The organism is Saccharibacillus sp. O23 (assembly GCF_002205895.1).
Lineage (GTDB): Bacteria > Bacillota > Bacilli > Paenibacillales > Paenibacillaceae > Saccharibacillus.
On sequence record NZ_NJDE01000001.1, the window covers coordinates 182,502 to 201,926 of the forward strand.

General features: G+C 58.5%; 14 protein-coding genes. 8 read left to right on the forward strand and 6 right to left on the reverse strand.

Features of this window, described 5'->3' with window-relative positions; all coding sequences use genetic code 11:
* Window positions 1-90 precede the first annotated feature (90 nt).
* The 3 genes from CDO73_RS00835 (at window position 91) to CDO73_RS00845 (ending at window position 5,234) form a co-directional block, all read left to right on the forward strand.
* A complete protein-coding gene (locus CDO73_RS00835; protein ID WP_088486585.1) occupies window positions 91-1,299 on the forward strand; it encodes a GNAT family N-acetyltransferase in 1,209 nt (402 codons plus the stop codon).
* A 328-nt stretch (window positions 1,300-1,627) separates the two neighbouring features.
* On the forward strand, window positions 1,628-3,379 hold the full coding sequence (locus CDO73_RS00840) for an ABC transporter ATP-binding protein (protein ID WP_088486586.1): 1,752 nt from the start codon (window positions 1,628-1,630) through the stop codon (window positions 3,377-3,379).
* Entirely contained in the window at window positions 3,363-5,234 is a 1,872-nt protein-coding gene (locus CDO73_RS00845) for an ABC transporter ATP-binding protein (RefSeq protein WP_088486587.1), read from the forward strand. Before CDO73_RS00840 ends, CDO73_RS00845 begins: the two co-directional genes overlap by 17 nt.
* A 202-nt stretch (window positions 5,235-5,436) precedes the next feature.
* On the opposite strand, the gene CDO73_RS00850 is transcribed toward CDO73_RS00845, so the two are convergent.
* From CDO73_RS00850 to CDO73_RS00860, 3 genes are read right to left on the reverse strand one after another with little or no spacing between them, the layout of a single operon-like run.
* Window positions 5,437-8,328 carry a CHASE3 domain-containing protein gene (locus CDO73_RS00850; protein WP_088486588.1) on the reverse strand — a complete coding sequence of 964 codons (2,892 nt, stop codon included), beginning with the start codon at window positions 8,326-8,328 and terminating at the stop codon, window positions 5,437-5,439.
* 29 nt (window positions 8,329-8,357) lie between these two features.
* Window positions 8,358-8,669, reverse strand: a complete 312-nt coding sequence (locus CDO73_RS00855; protein ID WP_088486589.1) for a hypothetical protein — start codon at window positions 8,667-8,669, stop codon at window positions 8,358-8,360.
* 2 nt (window positions 8,670-8,671) lie between these two features.
* Window positions 8,672-9,139 carry a cupin domain-containing protein gene (locus tag CDO73_RS00860; RefSeq protein ID WP_088486590.1) on the reverse strand — a complete coding sequence of 156 codons (468 nt, stop codon included), beginning with the start codon at window positions 9,137-9,139 and terminating at the stop codon, window positions 8,672-8,674.
* A gap of 147 nt (window positions 9,140-9,286) precedes the next feature.
* On the opposite strand from CDO73_RS00860, the gene CDO73_RS00865 reads away from it, so the two are divergent.
* Both CDO73_RS00865 and CDO73_RS00870 read left to right on the forward strand, forming a co-directional pair.
* Window positions 9,287-10,222: a hypothetical protein gene (locus CDO73_RS00865; RefSeq protein WP_088486591.1), complete on the forward strand. Its 936-nt coding sequence runs from the start codon at window positions 9,287-9,289 to the stop codon at window positions 10,220-10,222.
* A gap of 187 nt (window positions 10,223-10,409) precedes the next feature.
* Window positions 10,410-10,682: an NHLP leader peptide family RiPP precursor gene (locus CDO73_RS00870; protein WP_088486592.1), complete on the forward strand. Its 273-nt coding sequence runs from the start codon at window positions 10,410-10,412 to the stop codon at window positions 10,680-10,682.
* A gap of 55 nt (window positions 10,683-10,737) precedes the next feature.
* On the opposite strand, the gene CDO73_RS00875 is transcribed toward CDO73_RS00870, so the two are convergent.
* Window positions 10,738-12,645, reverse strand: coding sequence for a sensor histidine kinase (locus tag CDO73_RS00875; protein WP_088486593.1), 1,908 nt, complete (start codon window positions 12,643-12,645; stop codon window positions 10,738-10,740).
* Window positions 12,646-12,861: 216 nt separating this feature from the next.
* On the opposite strand from CDO73_RS00875, the gene CDO73_RS26615 reads away from it, so the two are divergent.
* Window positions 12,862-13,026 carry a hypothetical protein gene (locus tag CDO73_RS26615; protein WP_166273239.1) on the forward strand — a complete coding sequence of 55 codons (165 nt, stop codon included), beginning with the start codon at window positions 12,862-12,864 and terminating at the stop codon, window positions 13,024-13,026.
* A 105-nt stretch (window positions 13,027-13,131) separates the two neighbouring features.
* On the opposite strand, the gene pdxK is transcribed toward CDO73_RS26615, so the two are convergent.
* Window positions 13,132-13,941 (reverse strand): pyridoxine/pyridoxal/pyridoxamine kinase, encoded by an 810-nt coding sequence (pdxK, locus tag CDO73_RS00880; protein ID WP_088486594.1) that lies wholly within the window; start codon window positions 13,939-13,941, stop codon window positions 13,132-13,134.
* Window positions 13,942-14,157: 216 nt separating this feature from the next.
* Entirely contained in the window at window positions 14,158-15,384 is a 1,227-nt protein-coding gene (locus CDO73_RS00885) for an MFS transporter (RefSeq protein WP_179218428.1), read from the reverse strand.
* Window positions 15,385-15,924: 540 nt separating this feature from the next.
* On the opposite strand from CDO73_RS00885, the gene CDO73_RS00890 reads away from it, so the two are divergent.
* Together CDO73_RS00890 and CDO73_RS00895 are read left to right on the forward strand one after the other, a co-directional pair.
* Window positions 15,925-16,500: a hypothetical protein gene (locus tag CDO73_RS00890; RefSeq protein ID WP_088486595.1), complete on the forward strand. Its 576-nt coding sequence runs from the start codon at window positions 15,925-15,927 to the stop codon at window positions 16,498-16,500.
* Between the two features lie 631 nt (window positions 16,501-17,131).
* Window positions 17,132-19,303, forward strand: a complete 2,172-nt coding sequence (locus CDO73_RS00895) for an endonuclease MutS2 (protein ID WP_483880245.1) — start codon at window positions 17,132-17,134, stop codon at window positions 19,301-19,303.
* The last annotated feature ends 122 nt before the right edge of the window (window positions 19,304-19,425 follow it).

A 19,425-nucleotide genomic window follows, 5' to 3' on the forward strand; every position in this document is an offset into this window, starting at 1 on the left:
CGTTTTGCAAAGTAAAACGCTTTCTGTTATATTCGCGGCAGAACGGCTTATCCGGTTCAAAGCTTGTCCATATGCAAAGGAGCTGCATTCATGACCACTTTCCGTATCATGCAAAGCCAAGAACTCGCCGAAGCCGCACGGCTGGCGGACACCGTATTCCGCGGCGACAAGAAGCCTTCGATGGCCGAGATGTTCCCGCGCCTCTTCGCGCCGGAAACCGTCCATTCCTACGGCGCTTTCGCCGAAGACGGCAGCCTCGCCGCCTTCATGGGGCTCGCCCCTTCGACGCTGCGCGTCGGCGGCGCGGCAAGCCTCCGCGCCTTCTCGCTCGGCTCGGTCTGCACCGCGCCCGAGCAGCGCGGCGCCGGCCTGGCCGGCCGGCTGCTGGAGCATTGCATCGCTCATGCCAGAGCCGCCGAAGCGCCGCTGCTCTTCGTCTCGGGCGGCCGCTCGCTGTATACGCGAGCGGGCAGCGCGTCCTTCGGCCGCGCCCTGCACGCCGTGCTGCGCCCCGGCGTGCCCGCGGCGGGGCAGACCGCCGCGTTCCCGGCCCCGGGTTCGGCCGGGAACCCCGATCTCCCGAGCGTCCTCGAGGCTCGGGAAGCCCTGCTTCCGGTCCGGCTGCGCGAAGCCGGACCGGAAGACCTGGAGCGCCTGCATGAGCTGCACGATGCGGGCGGCACGATCTTCGAGGACAGCGCCGCGGGCCTCGGCGAACAGCTGCGCGCCGCTTCGTACAGCGGCGTGCTGGGCCTCTCTCCGCGCGTAATCCTAGCGGAAGTCGGACGCGAGATTCTGGCTTATGCCGCGATCGGCATCCCGGAGCTCGCGGCCGCTGCGGACGGCGGCAGCGAAGCCGCCGCTTTCGACGGAGAGCCGCCGACCGTGATCGGATACGGCGGCGAAGCGGCCTACGTCGCCCGGCTCTTGGCCGACCTGCTCGGCTACTGCGAGCTGCCGGAGCTTCATATCCGTATCCCGTGGCAGGAATACGAACTTCAATTGCAGCTTCGGCAGGCGGGCGTCATGCTCGAAGAAGAACCGAACGCCGGCACCGTGCTCGTGACCGACGTGCGCATGCTGCTCGACCAAGCGAGCGGACTGTGGCCGCTCCCGTGGCAGGAAGCGCTGCGCGTCGACGAAGAAGGGCGCGTGTTCGCCGCTTCCAGCGATCGCGAACTGAGCCGGGAACAATGGTATTCCCTGCTCTTCTCTCCCGAGCGGCCGCAGGGAGCCGATCTGCCGGGCTGGTTCTCGCCGATCCCGCTGCCGTACCTGTACGGGCTGCATTACGTTTAATGGCCTGATCGCCGAACCGCGGGTTCCGCGAATCCGTTTTCCTTTCCGCGCTCCGGGTAATAGGTATATGATGAAATAGAAGACCGCTCCCGTCGGACGATCGGCGGGCGTACGCGGCAATCGAGAGGCAGGCGGCCTTCCGCTCTGCCTCTTTCGCGCCTCGCGATCGCGTTTCGCCTATCTTCGCAGCGATATTCCGCCCGACGCCGGAGAGTCCCCGTGTTTCGTTGCGCCTTCATCCTTCCGCCCCGCGCGGCCCGATCTTCGGCGCGGCTCCGCTTTGAGCCTCGGCGGCCGCCGGGCGGCCCGAAAGAGAGTTGAAGCAGATTTGAAAGGCAAAGAATTGCTCAAAGATTACGTAACGGCGCATATTCCCGGCTATCTGCTCGCGGTTCTGTTGATCATCGTCGCCAACGTCGTGCAGTCGGCGCTGCCGCTCGTGCTCGGGCATTTTACCGACGATCTGCGGGCCGGTTCGTTGAACTACGGTTCCGTGACGGAATTCGCGCTGCTGCTGCTGGGCATCGGCGTGACTTACGGCCTGCTGTTCGGACTCGGACAGTATCAGGTCATGCGCCTCGGCCGACGTTTCGAATTCGAAGTGCGGCAGAAATTATTCGGCAAATTTTCCACCCTGAGCGAACACTTTTTTTCCAAACAAGGCACAGGGAAACTGCTCAGCTACGTCACGAACGACGTCCAGTCCGTGCGGGAGTCGATCTCGAACGGCGTCACGCAGACGACCAACGCCGTGGTGCTGCTGGTCTCCTGTATTTTCATGATGCTGATCGGAAACATTCCGCTGTCGCTGATCCTGATCTGCATCAGCCCGCTCGTCTTGATTCCGCTGATCATCGTCCGCATCGGTCCTCAAGTACGCAAGCGTTCGATGAACGTGCAGGAATCGCTGGCCGGAATGACCGAATCGGCGGAAGAACAGTTCGGCGGCATCCGCGTGACCAAGACGTTCGGAACGGAAGACATCGCGGGCGAGCGGTTCGGAGAAAAAGTCGACGCCATTCGCGGCGCCCAACTGTTCCTCGTCCGGCTGTCGTCGCTGTTCCAAGCGTCGATCCCGTTTCTCGGCGCGCTGTCGCTGGTGCTTGCGCTGCTCGTCGGCGGCTCGCAGACGCTGAACGGCACGATCACGATCGGCAGCTTCGTTTCGCTCACGCTGTACATGCGGATTATCGTCGGTCCGCTTCAGCAGATCGGCAACGTGATCAACATGATGCAGCGTTCCGGCGCTTCGCTCGAACGGGTCAATCGTCTGATGAACGAAGAACCGGACGTGCAGGACGAAGAAAACGCCCGGAAATTGGATCAGCCCAAAGAAATCCGTTTCGAACATCTGACGTTCGCCTATCCGGGCAGCCGCGAGCCGGCGCTGCGCGATATCGATCTGGTCATTCCGCCGGGGCGCACGATCGGGATCGTCGGCCGGACCGGCAGCGGCAAGACGACGCTCGTCAAACTGCTGCTGCGCATCTACGAACCGCCGCGCGGCTCGCTGTTCTTCGGACGTACGGATATCCGCGACCTCTCGCTGGAGAGCCTGCGCGAGAATCTGGCTTACGTACCGCAGGACGGCTTCCTGTTCAGCACGACCATTCGCGACAACATCGCGTTCAGCGATCGCGAAGCGCCGCTGGAGAAGGTCGAGAGCGGCGCCAAGCGAGCCTTGATCTACGACAATATCGCGCATTTCCCCGAAGGGTTCGAGACCAAGCTCGGCGAACGCGGCGTCACGCTGTCGGGCGGACAGCGGCAGCGCACGAGCCTGGCCCGCGGCCTGACCAAGAAAGCGCAGGTGCTGATTCTCGACGACAGCATGAGCGCCGTGGACGCCGTGACCGAGACCGGCATTCTGGACAATCTGGTTCGCGAACGCGGCAGCAAAACGACGATTCTGATCTCGCACCGCATCAGCGCGGTCAAACATGCGGACGAAATCGTCGTCTTAAGCGAAGGACGGATCGTTCAGCGCGGCACGCACGAAGAGCTTCTGCGGCGCGAAGGACCGTACGCGGCTCTGCATCGGCTTCAAGAGGAGGGACTTCGCCATGACGAACTTGAATAAACAGCAGGAAAGGCACGGCTCGGACGCCAAGAAAGCGGAACCCGATCCGGCGCGAAGCCGAGGAAGCCTGCGCAGCCCCGAAGACAAGCCGTCCACTTCATCGACATTGAAACTGCTGCTCGGTTACGCCAGACCGCATCGGCTCGCTTTCCTCGGCGTCGCGTTCTGCGCGCTGCTCGGGATCTCCGCCGAGCTGCTTCAGCCGCTGCTCGTCCAGATCGCGATCGACGATCATCTGGCGAAAGGCGAAGGCGGCGGCGCGCTGATCAAGCTCGGGCTGCTGTATCTGGGTATCGCTTTGGTCAGTTTTTTGTTCACCTATTTACAGAATAATCTGCTGCAGTACGCGGGACAGAGCATCGTCGCCCGTATTCGCAAAGACTTGTTCGGACGCATCTCCAAAATGTCGATGTCGTTCTTCGATCGCACGCACAGCGGCAGTCTGGTCACCAACGTCTCAAACGATACGGAAACGATCAGCCAATTCTTCACGCAGGTGCTGCTGAGCCTCGTGCGCGACGGCATGATGTTGGTCTTGATCATCGGACTGATGTTCAGCCTCGACGTCGAATTGGCCGCTTTCTCCATGCTGATCCTGCCCGTGATCTTCGTGGTGGCCGCGATGTTCCGCTCTTACCTGCGAAGCACGTATCAGCAGGCGCGCAGCCGATTGTCCCGACTGATCGCTTTTACGGCGGAAAACTTGTCGGGGATGGGACTGATCCAATCGTTCCGTCAAGAAGACGAACAGCTAGACCGTTTCACGCAGCAGAACCGCAATTATTGGGATGCCAATCTGCGGCAGATCCGCTCCAACGTGCTGTTCAACCGGACTTTCGATATTCTGGGCAACGCCGCATTGGTGCTGATGGTCTGGCTCGGCGGCCGGGCGGTGCTCGGACAGAGCATGGAAGTCGGCGTCCTCTACGCGTTCGTCAGCTATATTCGGCAGTTCTTCCAACCGATCAATCAGATCACCATGCAGTGGAATACGTTCCAGTCGACGACCGTGGCGGTCGAACGTATCCAGCGGGTGCTGGCGACCGAACCGGAAGTCGGCGAACCGTCCGCCGAAGAACGCGTGCCGCTTGATCCCGATGCGCTGCGCGGCGAGGTAGACTTCCGCGACGTGGTCTTCGGTTATCGTGCGGATCGTCCGGTACTGAAGCAGTTGAACCTGCATATCGACGCGGGCGAGATGATCGGGGTCGTCGGAACGACGGGCGCCGGCAAAAGCACGCTGATCAGCTTGATCAACCGTTTCTACGACGTGAACGAAGGTTCGATCGAGATCGACGGCATCGATATTCGGCGGATCGCTCAAAGCGATCTGCACGCGGTCGTCGGACTGATTCAGCAGGACCCTTATCTGTTCTCGGGTTCGATCATCGATAACGTAAGGCTGTTCCGGACAGACATCACTCGCGAACAAGTCATCGAAGCCTGCCGCTTCGTCGGCGCGCATCCGATGATCATGAGACTGCCGCAGCAGTACGACACGCATCTGTCGGAACGCGGAAGCGGACTGTCGGCCGGCGAACGCCAATTGATCTCGTTCGCCCGGATCGTCGTATTCCGTCCGAAGATTCTGATTCTCGACGAAGCGACCGCCAATTTGGATTCCGAAACGGAAAAACTGGTGCAAGAAGCGCTGACTTCCGTCTCGCGGGGACGCACCACGATCGTCATCGCTCACCGTTTGTCGACCATCATGCACGCCGACCGCATCCTCGTCATGCAAGGCGGCGAGCTGACGGAACAAGGCACGCATGCTCAACTGCTGGCAAGCGGAGGCCATTATGCCGAACTGTACCGCCATGCCCGGCAGTCGGGACGCGAACGATTGCCGAGTTAGACGCTCTTTCGCTCGCTGATCCCGTTTGTCGCGTACGCGCCGCGTATCGGATCTCCGCTGCGTTCGGCATCAAAAAAAACGACCTCGACATCCACTTTCGCGTGGATGCGGAGGTCGTTTTTTCGTGTCTTGCCCATATCGCAGTACGGAACTTGTCAGGTCTGGATCCGGAAGACTCTTCGACGGGCCGAACTTCGGAACGTCACTCCGCGATCCGCCGAGGCACGTTCAACAAGATCTTCATCCGTTCAATGACCAGTTCCATATCGAGCGGCTTGGTCAGATAATCGGAAGCGCCGGCGTTCAGGCATTTCTCCCGGTCTTCTTTCATCGCTTTCGCGGTCAGAGCCAGAATCGGAATATGCGCAGATCCCGGAGCCTGACGAATCCGGCGCATCGTCTCCAAGCCGTCCAATTCCGGCATCATGATGTCCATGAAGATCATGTCGAACGGTCCGTCCGCTTGCAGTTTATCCAGCGCGTCGAGTCCGGTCAGCGCGACGGCGATGTCTACGCCGTGCTTCTCCAACATGCTCGTCAGCGCGTAGACGTTGCGAATATCGTCGTCGACGATCATCATCCGCATCCCTTTGAACGGCTGCTCCGGTTCGTTGGCCGAAGCCGGGAACAAATTTCCGGCGGCATACGGTCCGCCGCGCTCGCCGCCTTCGGAGTCGGGTACGATACGAATGGTTCCCGGCAGATCGAATTCCTCAGGCAGGTCCGTCGAGGCCGCTCCGAGTTCGTTCTCGCGATCATCCGATTCTTTGCTCGGCAGCTCGCCTTTCAAGAATTCCGCTCCGGTCCAGAACCGGCGCGTGTTCAGCGGAACGAACAGATCCGACGTTTCTTCGTCTTCTTTGATGCACGGCAGATACAAGCAGAACGTGCTGCCTTCGCCGTAACGGCTGTCCAGCGTAATCTCGCCGCCGAGCAGGCCGGCCAACTGCGTCGAGATGGACAAGCCCAATCCCGTTCCGCCGTATTTGCGCGCGATCGTTCCGTCGGCCTGCTGGAACGCTTCGAAGATCGATTGGCGATTCTCTTCGGTGATGCCGATTCCGGTATCGATGACGCTGAACGCCAGTTGGTCGTAAGCCGCGCCTTCGGGGTTCATCCGTTTGCCCGGCACCCGGCCGATTCTCAGGACCACTTCGCCCCGATCCGTAAACTTGAAAGCATTCGACAGCAGGTTGCGAAGAATCTGCTGAAGCCTTAGTTCATCGGTGAAGACGGTCATCGGCACGTTCTCTTCGATCTCGATCCGGAAATCAAGCTGTTTGCGAGCGGCCGTCTCGGCAAAGTAACGGTTCATGTCCGACGCCACTTTGCTCAGATCGACGGAATCCAGATCGATCTGCATCTTGCCGGCTTCCACTTTGGAGAGATCCAGCACGTCGTTGATCAAGCTGAGCAGATCTTTGCCCGAAGCATAGATGCTGGATGCGTATTCCTGCTCTTTCTGAGTCAGCGTGCGTCCTTCGTTCTCCGCCAGAATCTGAGACAAGATCAGCATGCTGTTGAGCGGCGTCCGCAGCTCGTGCGACATATTCGCCAGGAATTCCGATTTGTAACGGGAGCTGATCTGAAGTTCTTTCGCGTATTTCTGCGCTTCTTCCACGGCCAGTTCGGCAGCGTGCTTCTGTTCGCCGAGCTGCTCGTTGATGCCCTCCAGCTCGTCGCGCTGCGTCATCAGTTCTTGGGACTGCACTTGAAGTTCTTCCGCTTGCACTTGCAGCTCTTCCGACTGCACCTGCATCTCTTCGTTCAGCGCTTGGGATTCGCGGTACAGACGTTCGATCTCTTGACGAGCTTCCACCGTCTGCATCGTGCTCGCCAGCAGCTCGGCTTTGCGCTCCATCCAATCGATCTCCATATCGGTAAAGCGGTCGGAAGCCGCCCACTCGATGACTCCCTTCAATATCCCACCGTGCAGGATCGGCAGCAGCAGCACTTCGGCCGAAGCCGATTCGCCGAGCGCAGACGAAATTTTGACGTAATCCGCCGGCACGTCGCTCAAGCGGATCATTCTCGCTTCGCTCGCGCAGCGTCCGACCAAACCTTGCCCGAAAGGAATCTCCGCTCTTGCGCTGCGCAGCTCGTGATCCCGATCTTCGGCGATCGACGCGATCTTCGTCAGAACCCGACGATCGAGATCGGCCAGATAGAATACGCCCGCGGGAATGTCCATCGACTGCGACAAACTGGACAGAAACGACTTCGCCAGATTTTCCGTCGACGAAGAAGCCTGTTCTTGCAGCAGCTCGGCCAATTTGATCAACCGCTCTTTGTGAAGATCCTCTTCCTCGATCTTCCCGAGCAGCTCGTTCGTCGCCCGGCCGAGATCGCCGATCTCGTCGTTCGAGCGGGCTTCGACGCGCTTGTCGAGATTTCCTCCGGCGGTCATGGCGCGAATCGCGTCCGTGACGCGGGACAAGGTCTTCGAGATATTGCCCGCCACGCCCAACGCGGCTAAAATAGATACCAATCCGACAAGCAGCCACAGTCCGACCATCGCGTAAATCGTGCGGTCGCTGTTCGTTTTGAGCGAGATCACGCGTTCGTCGGTCAGCGTTTTTTCCGTCTGCCGGAACGTGTCGAGCTGGCTGCGCAGTTGATCCATCGCCAATTTGCCCGCATTGCCTTGGAAATATCCCAAGATGCGGTCTTTTTCTCCGGCATCTTGAAGTTTGATCGTCGTTTCGCCCATGTCCGCGATCCATTGCTCGACGTTATCGCGAATCACCTGAAGGCTCGCCTGTTGGGACGGATTGTCCCGAACCAACTCGTACAGCTTGCTGTAGCTTCCTTCCCAGTTCGTATATCCGTCATTGTAAGGCTGCAAGTAATCCCGGTTTCCGGTCAACAAGTATCCCCGCTGGCCCGTCTCCATATCGAGCAGATGCTTCTCCAAGGCGCTGATTTCGTCATGCACCGCAATGTCGTGATCGCTGATAAAAGCATTGGCTTCCTGCAGGCTTCGAACCTGCGCGGAGACGGCCAACAGCGAAAGTCCGAGACAAACCAGGATGAACAAGTAGCCGGCCAGTATTTTCGTTCGTATGTTAAATCGTCTTGTCTTCGGCATCTCCATGCCTTATCACGCCCTCCGATTCGCTCAGTTTACTCTTCGATGTCAGACGGCGAAAGCCGCCGCGCGCGTCGTTCGAACCATTGGTTCTCCAACATCTCGGTCCGCTTGCGCCGCCACTGTTCGCGTTCTTCGGCCGAGCTCTCGTTTCCGTCGTCTTCCCGAATCGTCCACAAGTCGCTGAGCAGATACCCGCGCACTTCGACGATCCTTCCCGCGTACGGTCCGGTCAGCCAGATCATCCCTTCCGAAGTCAGCTTCATGCGCCGAATCCCGTCCTCGGCTTCGGCGACTTGCCCCAGCTCGATCGCTTCCAACATCTGACCGAACGTATAACCCGTCATATTCAGTTCCGTTCGACCAGCTTGAAGTCGTCGTAATGGAAGCCGGGCGCCACGATGCACGAGACCAAGACCGGCTCTTCGCCGATCGGACGCGCTTTCTGCCAGCAGCTGCCCGGAACCAATCCTTGGAACGACTGTCCGTTCGCCGCATCGGGTCCCAGAACGATCTCTTCGCCTTCGACCGGTTCTTCGCCGTCTCCGCCCAGCGTCAGCGCCAGCGCTCCGCCGGTATGCCACAACCACAGCTCGTCGGAGCGAACGACATGCCATTCGGAGAATTCGCCCGGATGCAGCAGGAAATAGATCGAGCTGGCCGCGAAACGGTCGCCCGTATATTCGGCCGGAAGCACGCTTTGCGGAATCTTGAACGAAGATTTCCACAGCTCTTTGTGCCAGCCTCCTTCGATATGCCGTTCAAGTCCCAACAGCTCCACGAGCGGGGATACGGATGTCGATCGATCGGAATTCATGATTAGCGATCTTCCTTCCTCGAATAAGGATTTCTGATTTCCAGCATACTATAAGACGGCGTCTCCACCAAACGATTTTTGCGACTTTTTGTTTCGGAACGGGTAGGGTACAGAAAACGGAAAATAGAATCCAGAGGAGGAAGAAACATGCGATTTTCGGAGGAAACGAAACGGGAAATGCAGCGGGCCTTCGAAGAATGCCGGGAAGCGATCCGCGCTTATCCGGCTCCTTACGCGCAAACCGGCGTTCGCTATCTGGACCGGTTCGATCCGCAGCGCGGCAGCGGGCCGACGAATTACATCTGCTGCTTGCTTCCGTATTGGCTGCGGCAGGCAGCCGCGGCCTCGCTCGAGACCTGCCGTCGGATCGCCGAGGCGAACGTGTTCGGCATGCTGCACTTTCATCTTCTTGACGAACAGACGGACCGTTCCGACAAACCGGACCGTGCGCGAATCGCTTTATCCCAACTTTTCAACGCCGAGATGAACGCGCGTTACGCCGAGATCTTCCGATCCCCGAAAAATTTTCGGACCGCCCTGCTGCGCTGCTCGGCCGAATGGGCGGCGGGGATCGCTTCCGAGCGGGGCACCGATCCTTTCTTCGAACGGCCCGAGCTGATCGCCGCGCGCTCCGCTCCTTTGCTCCTCTGTCCGCTCGCTTTGTTCGAAAACGACGACCGTATGCGCGCGCGAGCGCTCCATGCGGTGCAAGAAGCGTTGATCACGCTGCAAATGGCCGACGACTGGGCCGATTACGCCGAAGATCTGCAAGAAGGTTCTTATAACTGCCTCGTCTCGCTGCACCGGCGCGAACGCGCTCTGCCGCTTGAAGCGCCTCTGACGTCCGGCGATATCGACCAAGCCGTCTATGCGGGCGGAATGCTCGGCCGCTATGCCGAATACGCTTCGCGGCGGCAGACCGAACTGGAATCTTATCGCGCAGACTTTCCCGGATTGATCGATTTCCATGCGGCGCTGGCAGGCGATCTCGAACGGATCGCGTCCGGCATCGAGACCGAAAAACAGAGATTGGCTCTGGGCGGATTGAACTATTGGCTGCTCGGTCGGGATCATCCTTCTTAAGTCTCGTTGCTCCTCTGATTTAGAGTTGAAAGGGCAATAGACATATGCTATAATTTCCCACAAAACCAAAAGGTTTTCAATTCGTCCGCTTCTTCGTTCGGGGTCCATAAGCCCTATATGCCCGGTTATGTAAGGATTTGTTCGTTTCGCTTCTCACTTAAGCAAGTATGCGAAAGGATGATCTCTGATGACAAACCAGACAACGGAAGCTCTGCTCCAAACGCAGGTGATTCAAAAGGCATGGTCCGACCCCGATTTTCGCGCTCGTCTGTTAAGCGATCCCAAAGCCGCCCTGCGCGAAACGTTCGGCGTCGAGCTGCCTCAGGACATTCGTTTGAACATCGTCGAAGAAAACGCGAAAGAATTCTATCTGGTTATTCCGCCCCATCCTTCCGCCGTTATTCCGCAAGCCGAACGATTGGATATCGAACCGGCGGCGATGTGGGGGAACGGAGGCTGACAACGCTGATATAACAAAGAGCGGGAACCCCGCGTCGCGCGTTTCCGGAATCCTCCTATTCGGAAGATTCCGGAATACGTACCGTCGCTTCGGTTCCCGCTCCTTTTTTGCTGTCGAAAGTCAAGGTTCCCTGCATCGCTTCGACGATCCGGAACGTGACCATCAGCCCCAGCCCCGTGCCTTTCGTCTTGTTCGAGAAATACGGTTCGCCGAGCCTTTTCAACACTTCGGGCGCCATTCCGATTCCGTTGTCCCGAATCCGAATCACGACCTCGCCGTTCTCCCGCGTCGCCCTCACCGCGATCTTCCCGTCTTCGTCCGGAAGCGCTTCGATGCTGTTCTTGATCATGTTGATAAAAGCCTGTTTGAATTTCGAAGAATTGCCTTTGACGTAGAGATCGGGCTCGATGTCGAGCATAATCTTGCCGTGATGGATGCTTGCCAGAGGCGTCAATACGCCTTCGATATGGCGAAACTCTTCCGAGATCGACAAAGGCTTGACGTTCTCCGCGCCCGGCTTGGCAAAAGTCAGAAAATCCGTGATGATGCCCGACGCCCGGTCCAACTCGTCGAGCGCCATTTCGATATACGCTTTGTCCGATACGGCGGAACGCTCGCCGAGCAGCTGCAGGAATCCCCGCGTGACTTGCAGCGGATTGCGCACCTCGTGGGCCACGGAGGCGGCGAGCTCGCTGATGATCTCCATTTTCTCCGACCGCTGAAGTTCGTTGTTGAACCGTTCCAGTTCTTTGGCATATTCGAGCACCTGGTTATGCGTTTCCGCGAATCGGCGACCCAGAACCACGATCATCGAGATGACGAACACGACCATGCCCCATTTCCACCAGTACAGATCGTATAGTTCGTTCGTCGCGTAATAACGCAGCAGTTCGAATACTCCGATTCCCGCGAAAACCGCCAATCCGCCGTTGAATATCCAAGCGTCTTTATTGCGCTGAAGGCTGTACGAGATCGTGCAGACGAGCAGAACCGACAGATCCGCGATCATCAGCACGCCGAGCACCGTCGTCGTCAGCAGATAATAAATCGAGAAGTACCGTTCCCCGGTCAGCACGTTGCCTACGAGCAGGAGCAGGCAAAAAGACGAATAGATCAATTGAATACGGCTTAGATGCAGGACCGCGTTTCTGTAGCCGTTGCCGAAGATCGCTTGGAAAAAGTACAAAAACGAAGGCAGCAACGTGAACAGCGAGACGTCGAACAATCGTTGGAGAACGCCCCCGTAAGCCGGGTAAAGCGTAAAAAGAAACGGAGAATAAGAAATGACCAGCAGGCCAATCGAGAGGATGACGAAGCATAACGCCAGCCATGATTTGATGTAGGCCCGGTTCAGGAACAACGCGCAGACCAGCATGACGCCGCCGATCAATACGAAAGCTCCGCCCAGCATGACATCCAGCAGATCTTGATTCAGGTATTCGGTCAGCAATTGGTAGAAACTGCCGAACGAAACTTCTTCGACGATCCCCGGTCTGGGGTCGGTAATCTTCATCCGGAGATACAGCGAACCGCCGGAATCTTCCGTGCGAAGCGGGAGCAGCAGATTGTTCATCGAATATCGGTACTGCCGATGAGCATCGAACAGTTCGCGGTATTCGGTATAGACCATGACGTCCCGTCCGTGTACTTTCTGCATCATCACGGCGGGGATCGTCCAACTCAATTGAGGGATATCGATCCGTACCCAAGCCCACTGCGTTCCTGCGGGTCTCGGCGGCGGATCCGTATCTTCGCGCATATCCGCCCAATCCGGCGAGCGCAGAACCCGCTCGGGCGGCGCATCCGGAACCGATGCCGAACCGTCGGAATCCCAGAGAATCTGCCAACTTTCTGCCCCGATCGCGTCGCTTGCCTGTTTCTGCTTCGGATAGGCTTCCGCGCATAAATAAAAGACGGCGAGCAGTGCCAGCACGATAGCCAGTATTTTCGGTAACCGTTTCATGAAGCAACCTCCGCAACCGATACGACGTAAAATTTTGGATTCTTTCTAACATTCGCCACAAGGCTTCCCTTTCCCTGCCCGCCTGCTTTTTTCTTTCTTGCCGAACGGACAAAAAGCCCTTGTTTCAAGCGACCCGGCTCCGTTTATTTATAAGCATCTTCAACGATCTTCGGCCTGAAGCCGTAGGGCTCAGGACCCGTCAGGGAGGGATTCAACATGAATAATTCGCACAGAGACGTGGATGTGGAAGAACGCAGAATCGAGAAGAAATCCGATTCGAGCATGGTCGCCTCGACTTTCATCAAGTACGCCGCCTACATTATCATTACGTTCGGCATCTTGTATTTCCTGGTTCGCTATGTCTTCCCGATGTTCCAATAAACGCAACGCCGACGACTTAAACGAAAAAAGACGGATTTCCCGCGGCATCGAGCTGCCGAATCGGAAATCCGTCTTTTTTGTTGTGTTCCTAACTCATCGGTTTGCTTAGTCGCGGTACAACCGCTGCGCGGCGTGCATCGTCGGTCCCACAAAAGAGTTGATCGGGAATCCGTGACGAATCGCCGCCGTAACGAATGCTTTCGCGTTCTTGACCGCCGTAGGCACGTCCGCACCTTTCGCCAGTTCCGCCGTGATCGCCGCGGAGAACGTGCAGCCGGCGCCGTGGATATAATTCGTTTCGATCCGCTCGGATTCGAGCAGTTCGAATTCTTTGCCGTCATAGATCAAGTCGACCGCTTTTTCGTGCAGCAGCTTGACGCCGCCTTTGATGATAACGTACTGCGCGCCCGTTTCGTGGATCTTGGCCGCTGCGGCTTTCATGTCTTCGATCGTACGGATCGGCGCCGTTTTCGCGAGCTGGGAAGCTTCGAACAGGTTCGGCGTCACCACGGTCGCTTTGGGAACCAACTTTTCCAGAATCGCTTCGGCCGTATCCGGGTTCAATACTTCGTTTTCGCCTTTGCATACCATGACCGGATCGACCACGAAATGCTTCAGCGGACGTTCTTCGATCTTGCGGGCTACCGCGTCGATGATGCCGACGGTGCTCAGCATGCCCGTTTTCGCGGAAGACACGCCGATTCCGTTCAGCACGGTATCGAGCTGTTCTTCCAGCAGTTCCGCCGACATCGACGTCACGTTATGGCTCCAACGCTGCGGGTCCATCGTTACCACGCAGGTGAGCGCGGTCATTCCGTATACGTTCAGTTCCTGAAAAGTCTTGAGGTCGGCCTGAATGCCGGCTCCTCCGCTCGTATCGGAACCGGCAATCGTCAAAACTTTAGGTATCGTCATTCCATTAACGCCTCCTGGTTTTCTATTTTAAGCCTTGCGGCTTGGCGGCTGATCGGCCTGCTTCGATACGATCGCCGAGCGAATTTCCGAGCCGGAACGTTAAGCTTGCATCACGCGCGATGCTTGATCCGGCCGACGGGAAACGCCGCAATCTTCGGTAATGGTAAGACGAAGCGGCTGTCTTGTCAACAGTCCGCTCACCCGCGAAAATTCCGCTTATCTGGACTCTCCGTCGGCGACCTTGGTACGCCGGAAAGGCGCGGTCTGATCGATCTTCTTATAATGGGCGATAAACGCGCAGATCAGCAGCGCGATACCGTTGACCACGAAGATCCAATGGATCGGCATCACCGCGCCCAGCACGCCGCCGATCAGCGGTCCGGCCATCGTGCCGATCTGCGTCGCGGACTGATTGAGGCTGAATGCCCGGCCGCGGAATTCCGGTTTGGTCACCTGCACGATCATGGCGTTGACCGCCGGGAATACGCCCGCGAAGAACAGCCCGTACACGAAACGCAGAATCCCGAATCCGACGTAACCCGTCACGAAAAATTGCAGCAGGTTGCCGACCGCGCCGCCGATCAGACCGATGATCAGCACTTTGCCGTAGCCGATCTTGCCCCCGATCCGTCCCCAACGCGGCGCCATGATGACGGTCGCCACGCCGACGGCCGAGAAGATGATGCCCGATACCAACGACGTCCGATCCGAAGATACGCCCATGCCCTGCACATAGATCGTAATGAGCGGCTCGAGAATCATGACGGAGAAGTTGCTCATCGCGACCAAGCCCAGCAGAGCGAAGAAGATCGGAATACTCGCCGCCTGCTTCAGATCGTCTTTGACCCGCGAACGTACTTTGGGGCGAGCGAACTCTTTCTCGTGCACGAGGAAGGTCGCGACGAGAGCCGAGATCAGCACGATCGCGCTCGAGAACAAGAAAGCGCTGCGGTTGCCCAAGGTAAAGCTGACCAAACCGCCGATCAACGGACCGATGATGTTGCCCGATGCGCTGGCGGTCGACATCACGCCCAACGCGTAGCCGGTCTTGTCTTCCGGCGTATTGGTGCCTACGAGAGCGATCGCCGCCGGAATGAAACCGGCAAGCAGGCCTTGAAACAGCCGCAGCGCGATCAACTGTTCGGGGCTCTGCACGAAGAAGTTAATGAAGTAGAGCGCCGCCAAACTGAAACCCGAACGAACCAACATCGGTTTGCGTCCGTATTTATCCGCCAGCGAGCCCCAGAACGGCGAGATGAGCGCGCTCGACAGAAACGTGATGCCGAACGCGACCCCCGCCCAGATCGACAGATATCTTTCCCCTACGCCGAGTTCGTTATGCATGAAGATCGGCAGAAAAGGGATCGAGATCGAGTAGGCCATACTACAGAAGAATACGCCGGCCCACAGCACAACCAGATTCTTTTTCCATGAAAATTCCATCCTGACCAGCACGTCCCTTCGCAGCCAAAACGACGGGCTTCCCGCCGGAAACGGCGCGCGAGCCGCGAACGCGAATGTTCTGCTTCCGGCTTCCGCGCGCTGCGGTGGTTCTTGACGAACCGTCCGCCGCTTTGCTTAAATTCGGCGTTTGCGTCCCTGCATGCGATACCCTCCGTCGGCCCAATCGCATGCTTCAAACGCCACAATATTTCTAACCTATTAATTTTACTCCCGACGAACCGAAACTTCCAATTCGACTCTGGGCGATAAGGCCACGTAAAGCGCAGTCTGGACGCGTGGGGCTCGGCTGGCTCCGGCGCACGCGGAAGTCTGGCGAATCGCGGCCTCACTCTGCCCAAGTCGGCCTTAAAAGCACCGGCAGATCCGATCTTCGGATGCAAAGCGAGCGACAGGCGGGGCGTTTCTTCCGAATAAGGGCGGAGAAGTCCCGCGATCGGAACGCGGTTACGACTGCTCTCTTTCGGGTAAAAGCTTGTTAAGACGCATTCACAACAAGCCCGACAAAAGGAGAGGAACATCATGGCATACGACCCGCGCAACGAATCCGATCGCGCCTACGAGCGCTACGAACTTTCTCAAGACAACGCCCGCGATTACGAGGAACGCGACATTCCTGCGGAAACGATGGAATACGTCGACACCGTTCAGGAGAGCGCTTTGGACGCCGATAAGGTGCCTACCGATCCGGAAGCCTATCCGAACCGTACCGAAGAAGATCCCAATCTGGGTTCGCCGATGCTCGAAGACGTGCCCGACGCGGACGACCTGTTCCCGGACAGCCCGGTCGACCCGGCGGCGCCGGCGATGGACGAACCGCACGGAACCGATCTGCTGAACGGAGCCGGCGGCGAAGAAGGCCGCGAGGAGTTGGCCGCCGAATCGGAAGATCCGGCGCGTCCGCTGATTACCGACGGCGATCGCGAGACCGAACCTCAGAGCGATCTGGTCACCGAACGCGATACCGACCCGGAAGGCGGCTTGTTCCGCGAAGGTTCTTTCCCGGCTTCCATGCCCGACGAGGTACAGCGAAACCTGATCGATTCGGAAACGGACCAAGGGTACAAAGACGAAGTTTATACGGACGAAGACGAGTAGACCGTAACATTAGGCTTGACCGGACAAGAAGATCGTTCTATGATGAGGTTAACTTTGAGTCGAAAGGGGAAATATTGATGACGGGGTATGTTCTTAACTAATCGAATTCCATATTGGACGGTATGAACAGATTTTCGAAAAGATCGCCGCAGGCGGTTTATTCGTCGACGCTGTTTAAGCCTGTCCGGAATTTCAGTTAAGAACAGCGAATCAATATTCCATAAACTCGGAGCAGGTACCTTTCAACTCTTAATTTTACCGTTAGTGTTGACAAGGTATTAGGTTAAACCTCTATCTTTCGAGTTTTCGGGCCGCGCTGCTTCCTGCTGCGCGGCCCTTTTTGCGTGCTGCCGCGCCGGAAGCCGCAGCAACGAAAACGAAACATTCGAAGGAAGCGCGAACGGCGAGGTAATGTCGTCTGCGCGGGCGCGCCGGAACCGAGTCTCGAAAGGCGGAATTGTGCTGATCTCAGGCAGTCGGGAAAAGAAATCTCTTTTCCCGACTGCCGAACTGATCTCAAGCGCGATTCCGCCTTTTTTGCGTTTTCCGGTCTTTCATGATCTTGGACGCGAAGCGTCTATCCAACCTATTTCACCTATAAGGAGCGATTCCCGTGACTCAATCTTCAATGATCAATCCGCAAACCCTCGAACGTCTGGAATACGAACGAGTCAAAACCGAACTGTCCGTCTACGCCGTCTCTTATCTCGGCAAACGGCGCATCGCCCGCTTGACGCCGGAGATCGACGCCCGCGCGCTGCGGCGCAAACTCGACGAAACGGACGAAGCCGCCGGCGTCCTGCGCCGGGGAGCCAGCATCCCGCTTCCTTCGCTAAGCGGCATGGAATCCGTTCTCGATCTGCTCGGCTCCGGTTACGTATTCCGCGAGCAGGACTTCATGCATCTGCACCAGTTTCTGCGCAGCTGCGTGCAGCTGATCGATTACATGCGCGCCAAAGCCGATTGGGCGCCCAACGCGGCGGCTTACGCTTCCGGCATGCACCGGCTCGACCGGCTGCGCGAAGAGATCGAACGCTGCGTAAGAAACGGCCGAGTACTGGATTCGGCCAGCCGCGAGCTGTCGAAAGTCCGCCGCCGCATGGCGACCGTCGAAGAACGCAGCTCCCGCCGACTCGCCGAACTGATGGCCAAACATCGCTCGATCCTGCAAGAAAATCTCGCCGTCCAGCGCGGCGGCCGCTCCGCGATCCCGGTACGCAAAGAATACCGGAAGCTCGTCAAAGGCACCGTACTGGACGAATCGTCCAGCGGACAGACCGTCTATGTCGAGCCGGACGAAATCCGTCAGTTCCATGACGAATTGGAACTGCTGCGCGCCGAAGAATCGCGCGAAGAAGACAAAATCCTCAGCGAATTGACCGGCCTCGCCGAACAGTTCGAACAGGAACTCAAGACCAACGCCGACTTGGTCGGCGAATACGATTTCCTGTTCGCCAAAGCGCGTTACGGTCTGGCGCTCGAAGGCGTCAACGTCAAACTGAACGAATACGGCCGAATCTTCCTGCGGGGAGCGCGCCATCCGTTGATGGGAGCCAAGATGGTCCCGCTGAACTTCGAGCTGGGCCGAGATTTCCGCATGTTGATCGTGACCGGGCCGAATACGGGCGGCAAGACGCTGGCGCTCAAGACCGTCGGCCTGCTGACCCTGATGGCCCAATCCGGTCTGCTCGTTCCGGCCGAAGAAGGCGGCGAACTGGCGGTCTTCACCGGCATCGAAGCCGATATCGGCGACGGGCAGAGCATCCAGCAGGCGCTCAGTACCTTCTCCGCCCATATTCGCCGGGTCAAAGATATTCTGGAAACGGCCGATCGCCGCACGCTCGTCCTGATCGACGAGATGGCTTCCGGCACCGATCCGGGCGAAGGCGTCGGCTTGTCGATCGCCGTGCTGGAAGAACTGCATCGCCGAGAGACCTGCGTCGTCGTCACGACGCATTTCACCGAGATCAAGAATTTCGCTTCGGCGACTCCGGGCTGCGAGAACGCCCGAATGGAATTCGACGCCGAGACGCTTCAGCCGCTCTACCGGCTGACGATCGGCGAAGCCGGTCGCAGCTACGCGTTCGCCATCGCCAAGAAGCTGGGCATTCCGGACGCCGTGACGCGGCGAGCGGAAGAATTGACGCGCCGGGGTCGGGCTGCGGAGCAGCCGGGCGAGCCGGCAGCTAACCCGTTCAGCCGCGCGAGCGGGGCGCGCGCGGGTCAGACTCCGGCGGCGGATACAGCCGCGGGGGGAGGGCTGCCGCCCGAGCCGACCGAAGTCGGCGTGGGCGGCGCTGCGGAGCAGACGCCGAGCGGCGAGGCACGCGCCGCCTCGCAAGCCGCCGGCTTGAGCGGTCGGCCGGAATACCCGGCCGACGATCCGGCGCTGCTGCCCGGCGCGGCGCTGCGCCGGGCGGAGCCGGAGCCTGCGCAGCCGGCTCCGGAGGCGACCTTGAGCGGCGACGAATCCGCCGATCAAGGTCAAGCTACGTCTGCCGCCTTCCGCGTAGGCGACAGCGTCAAGGTTCCGTATCTCGGCCAGACCGGCATCGTCTATGCCGAAGAAGACGGAATGGGCACGATCGGCATCCAGATTCAGGGCAAGAAATTCCGGATCGCCAAAAAGCGCTTGCAGCCGCATATTGCGCGCGAATCGCTGTACCCGGAAGACTACGATCTGAGCATCGTGTTCGATTCCAAAGAAAATCGCAAAAAGCGCCACAAGATGGAGCGCCGACATATGGAAGGCGTTTCGATCGAACAGTCTCCGGAAGAACGGGGAGATCATTGGCGGCGGTAAGCCGAACTTCGCGCAAGTCGAATCTCGCATTGTCCCATAAAGAAAAGAAATAGAGCAAAAGGCGAACGGCTCCGCGCGGAGCTGCTCGCCTTTTCGGTTGGCCTAGACTTGTTTTTCTCTGT

Excerpts from the sequence above, each read along its gene's own strand:
- CDO73_RS00835 (WP_088486585.1), top strand. The coding sequence starts at position 91 with ATGACCACTTTCCGTATCATGCAAAGCCAAGAACTCGCCGAAGCCGCA.
- CDO73_RS00845 (WP_088486587.1), top strand. The coding sequence starts at position 3,363 with ATGACGAACTTGAATAAACAGCAGGAAAGGCACGGCTCGGACGCCAAG.
- CDO73_RS00850 (WP_088486588.1), bottom strand. The coding sequence starts at position 8,328 with ATGGAGATGCCGAAGACAAGACGATTTAACATACGAACGAAAATACTG.
- CDO73_RS00855 (WP_088486589.1), bottom strand. The coding sequence starts at position 8,669 with ATGACGGGTTATACGTTCGGTCAGATGTTGGAAGCGATCGAGCTGGGG.
- CDO73_RS00860 (WP_088486590.1), bottom strand. The coding sequence starts at position 9,139 with ATGAATTCCGATCGATCGACATCCGTATCCCCGCTCGTGGAGCTGTTG.
- CDO73_RS00865 (WP_088486591.1), top strand. The coding sequence starts at position 9,287 with ATGCGATTTTCGGAGGAAACGAAACGGGAAATGCAGCGGGCCTTCGAA.
- CDO73_RS00870 (WP_088486592.1), top strand. The coding sequence starts at position 10,410 with ATGACAAACCAGACAACGGAAGCTCTGCTCCAAACGCAGGTGATTCAA.
- CDO73_RS00875 (WP_088486593.1), bottom strand. The coding sequence starts at position 12,645 with ATGAAACGGTTACCGAAAATACTGGCTATCGTGCTGGCACTGCTCGCC.
- CDO73_RS26615 (WP_166273239.1), top strand. The coding sequence starts at position 12,862 with ATGAATAATTCGCACAGAGACGTGGATGTGGAAGAACGCAGAATCGAG.
- pdxK (WP_088486594.1), bottom strand. The coding sequence starts at position 13,941 with ATGACGATACCTAAAGTTTTGACGATTGCCGGTTCCGATACGAGCGGA.
- CDO73_RS00885 (WP_179218428.1), bottom strand. The coding sequence starts at position 15,384 with ATGGAATTTTCATGGAAAAAGAATCTGGTTGTGCTGTGGGCCGGCGTA.
- CDO73_RS00890 (WP_088486595.1), top strand. The coding sequence starts at position 15,925 with ATGGCATACGACCCGCGCAACGAATCCGATCGCGCCTACGAGCGCTAC.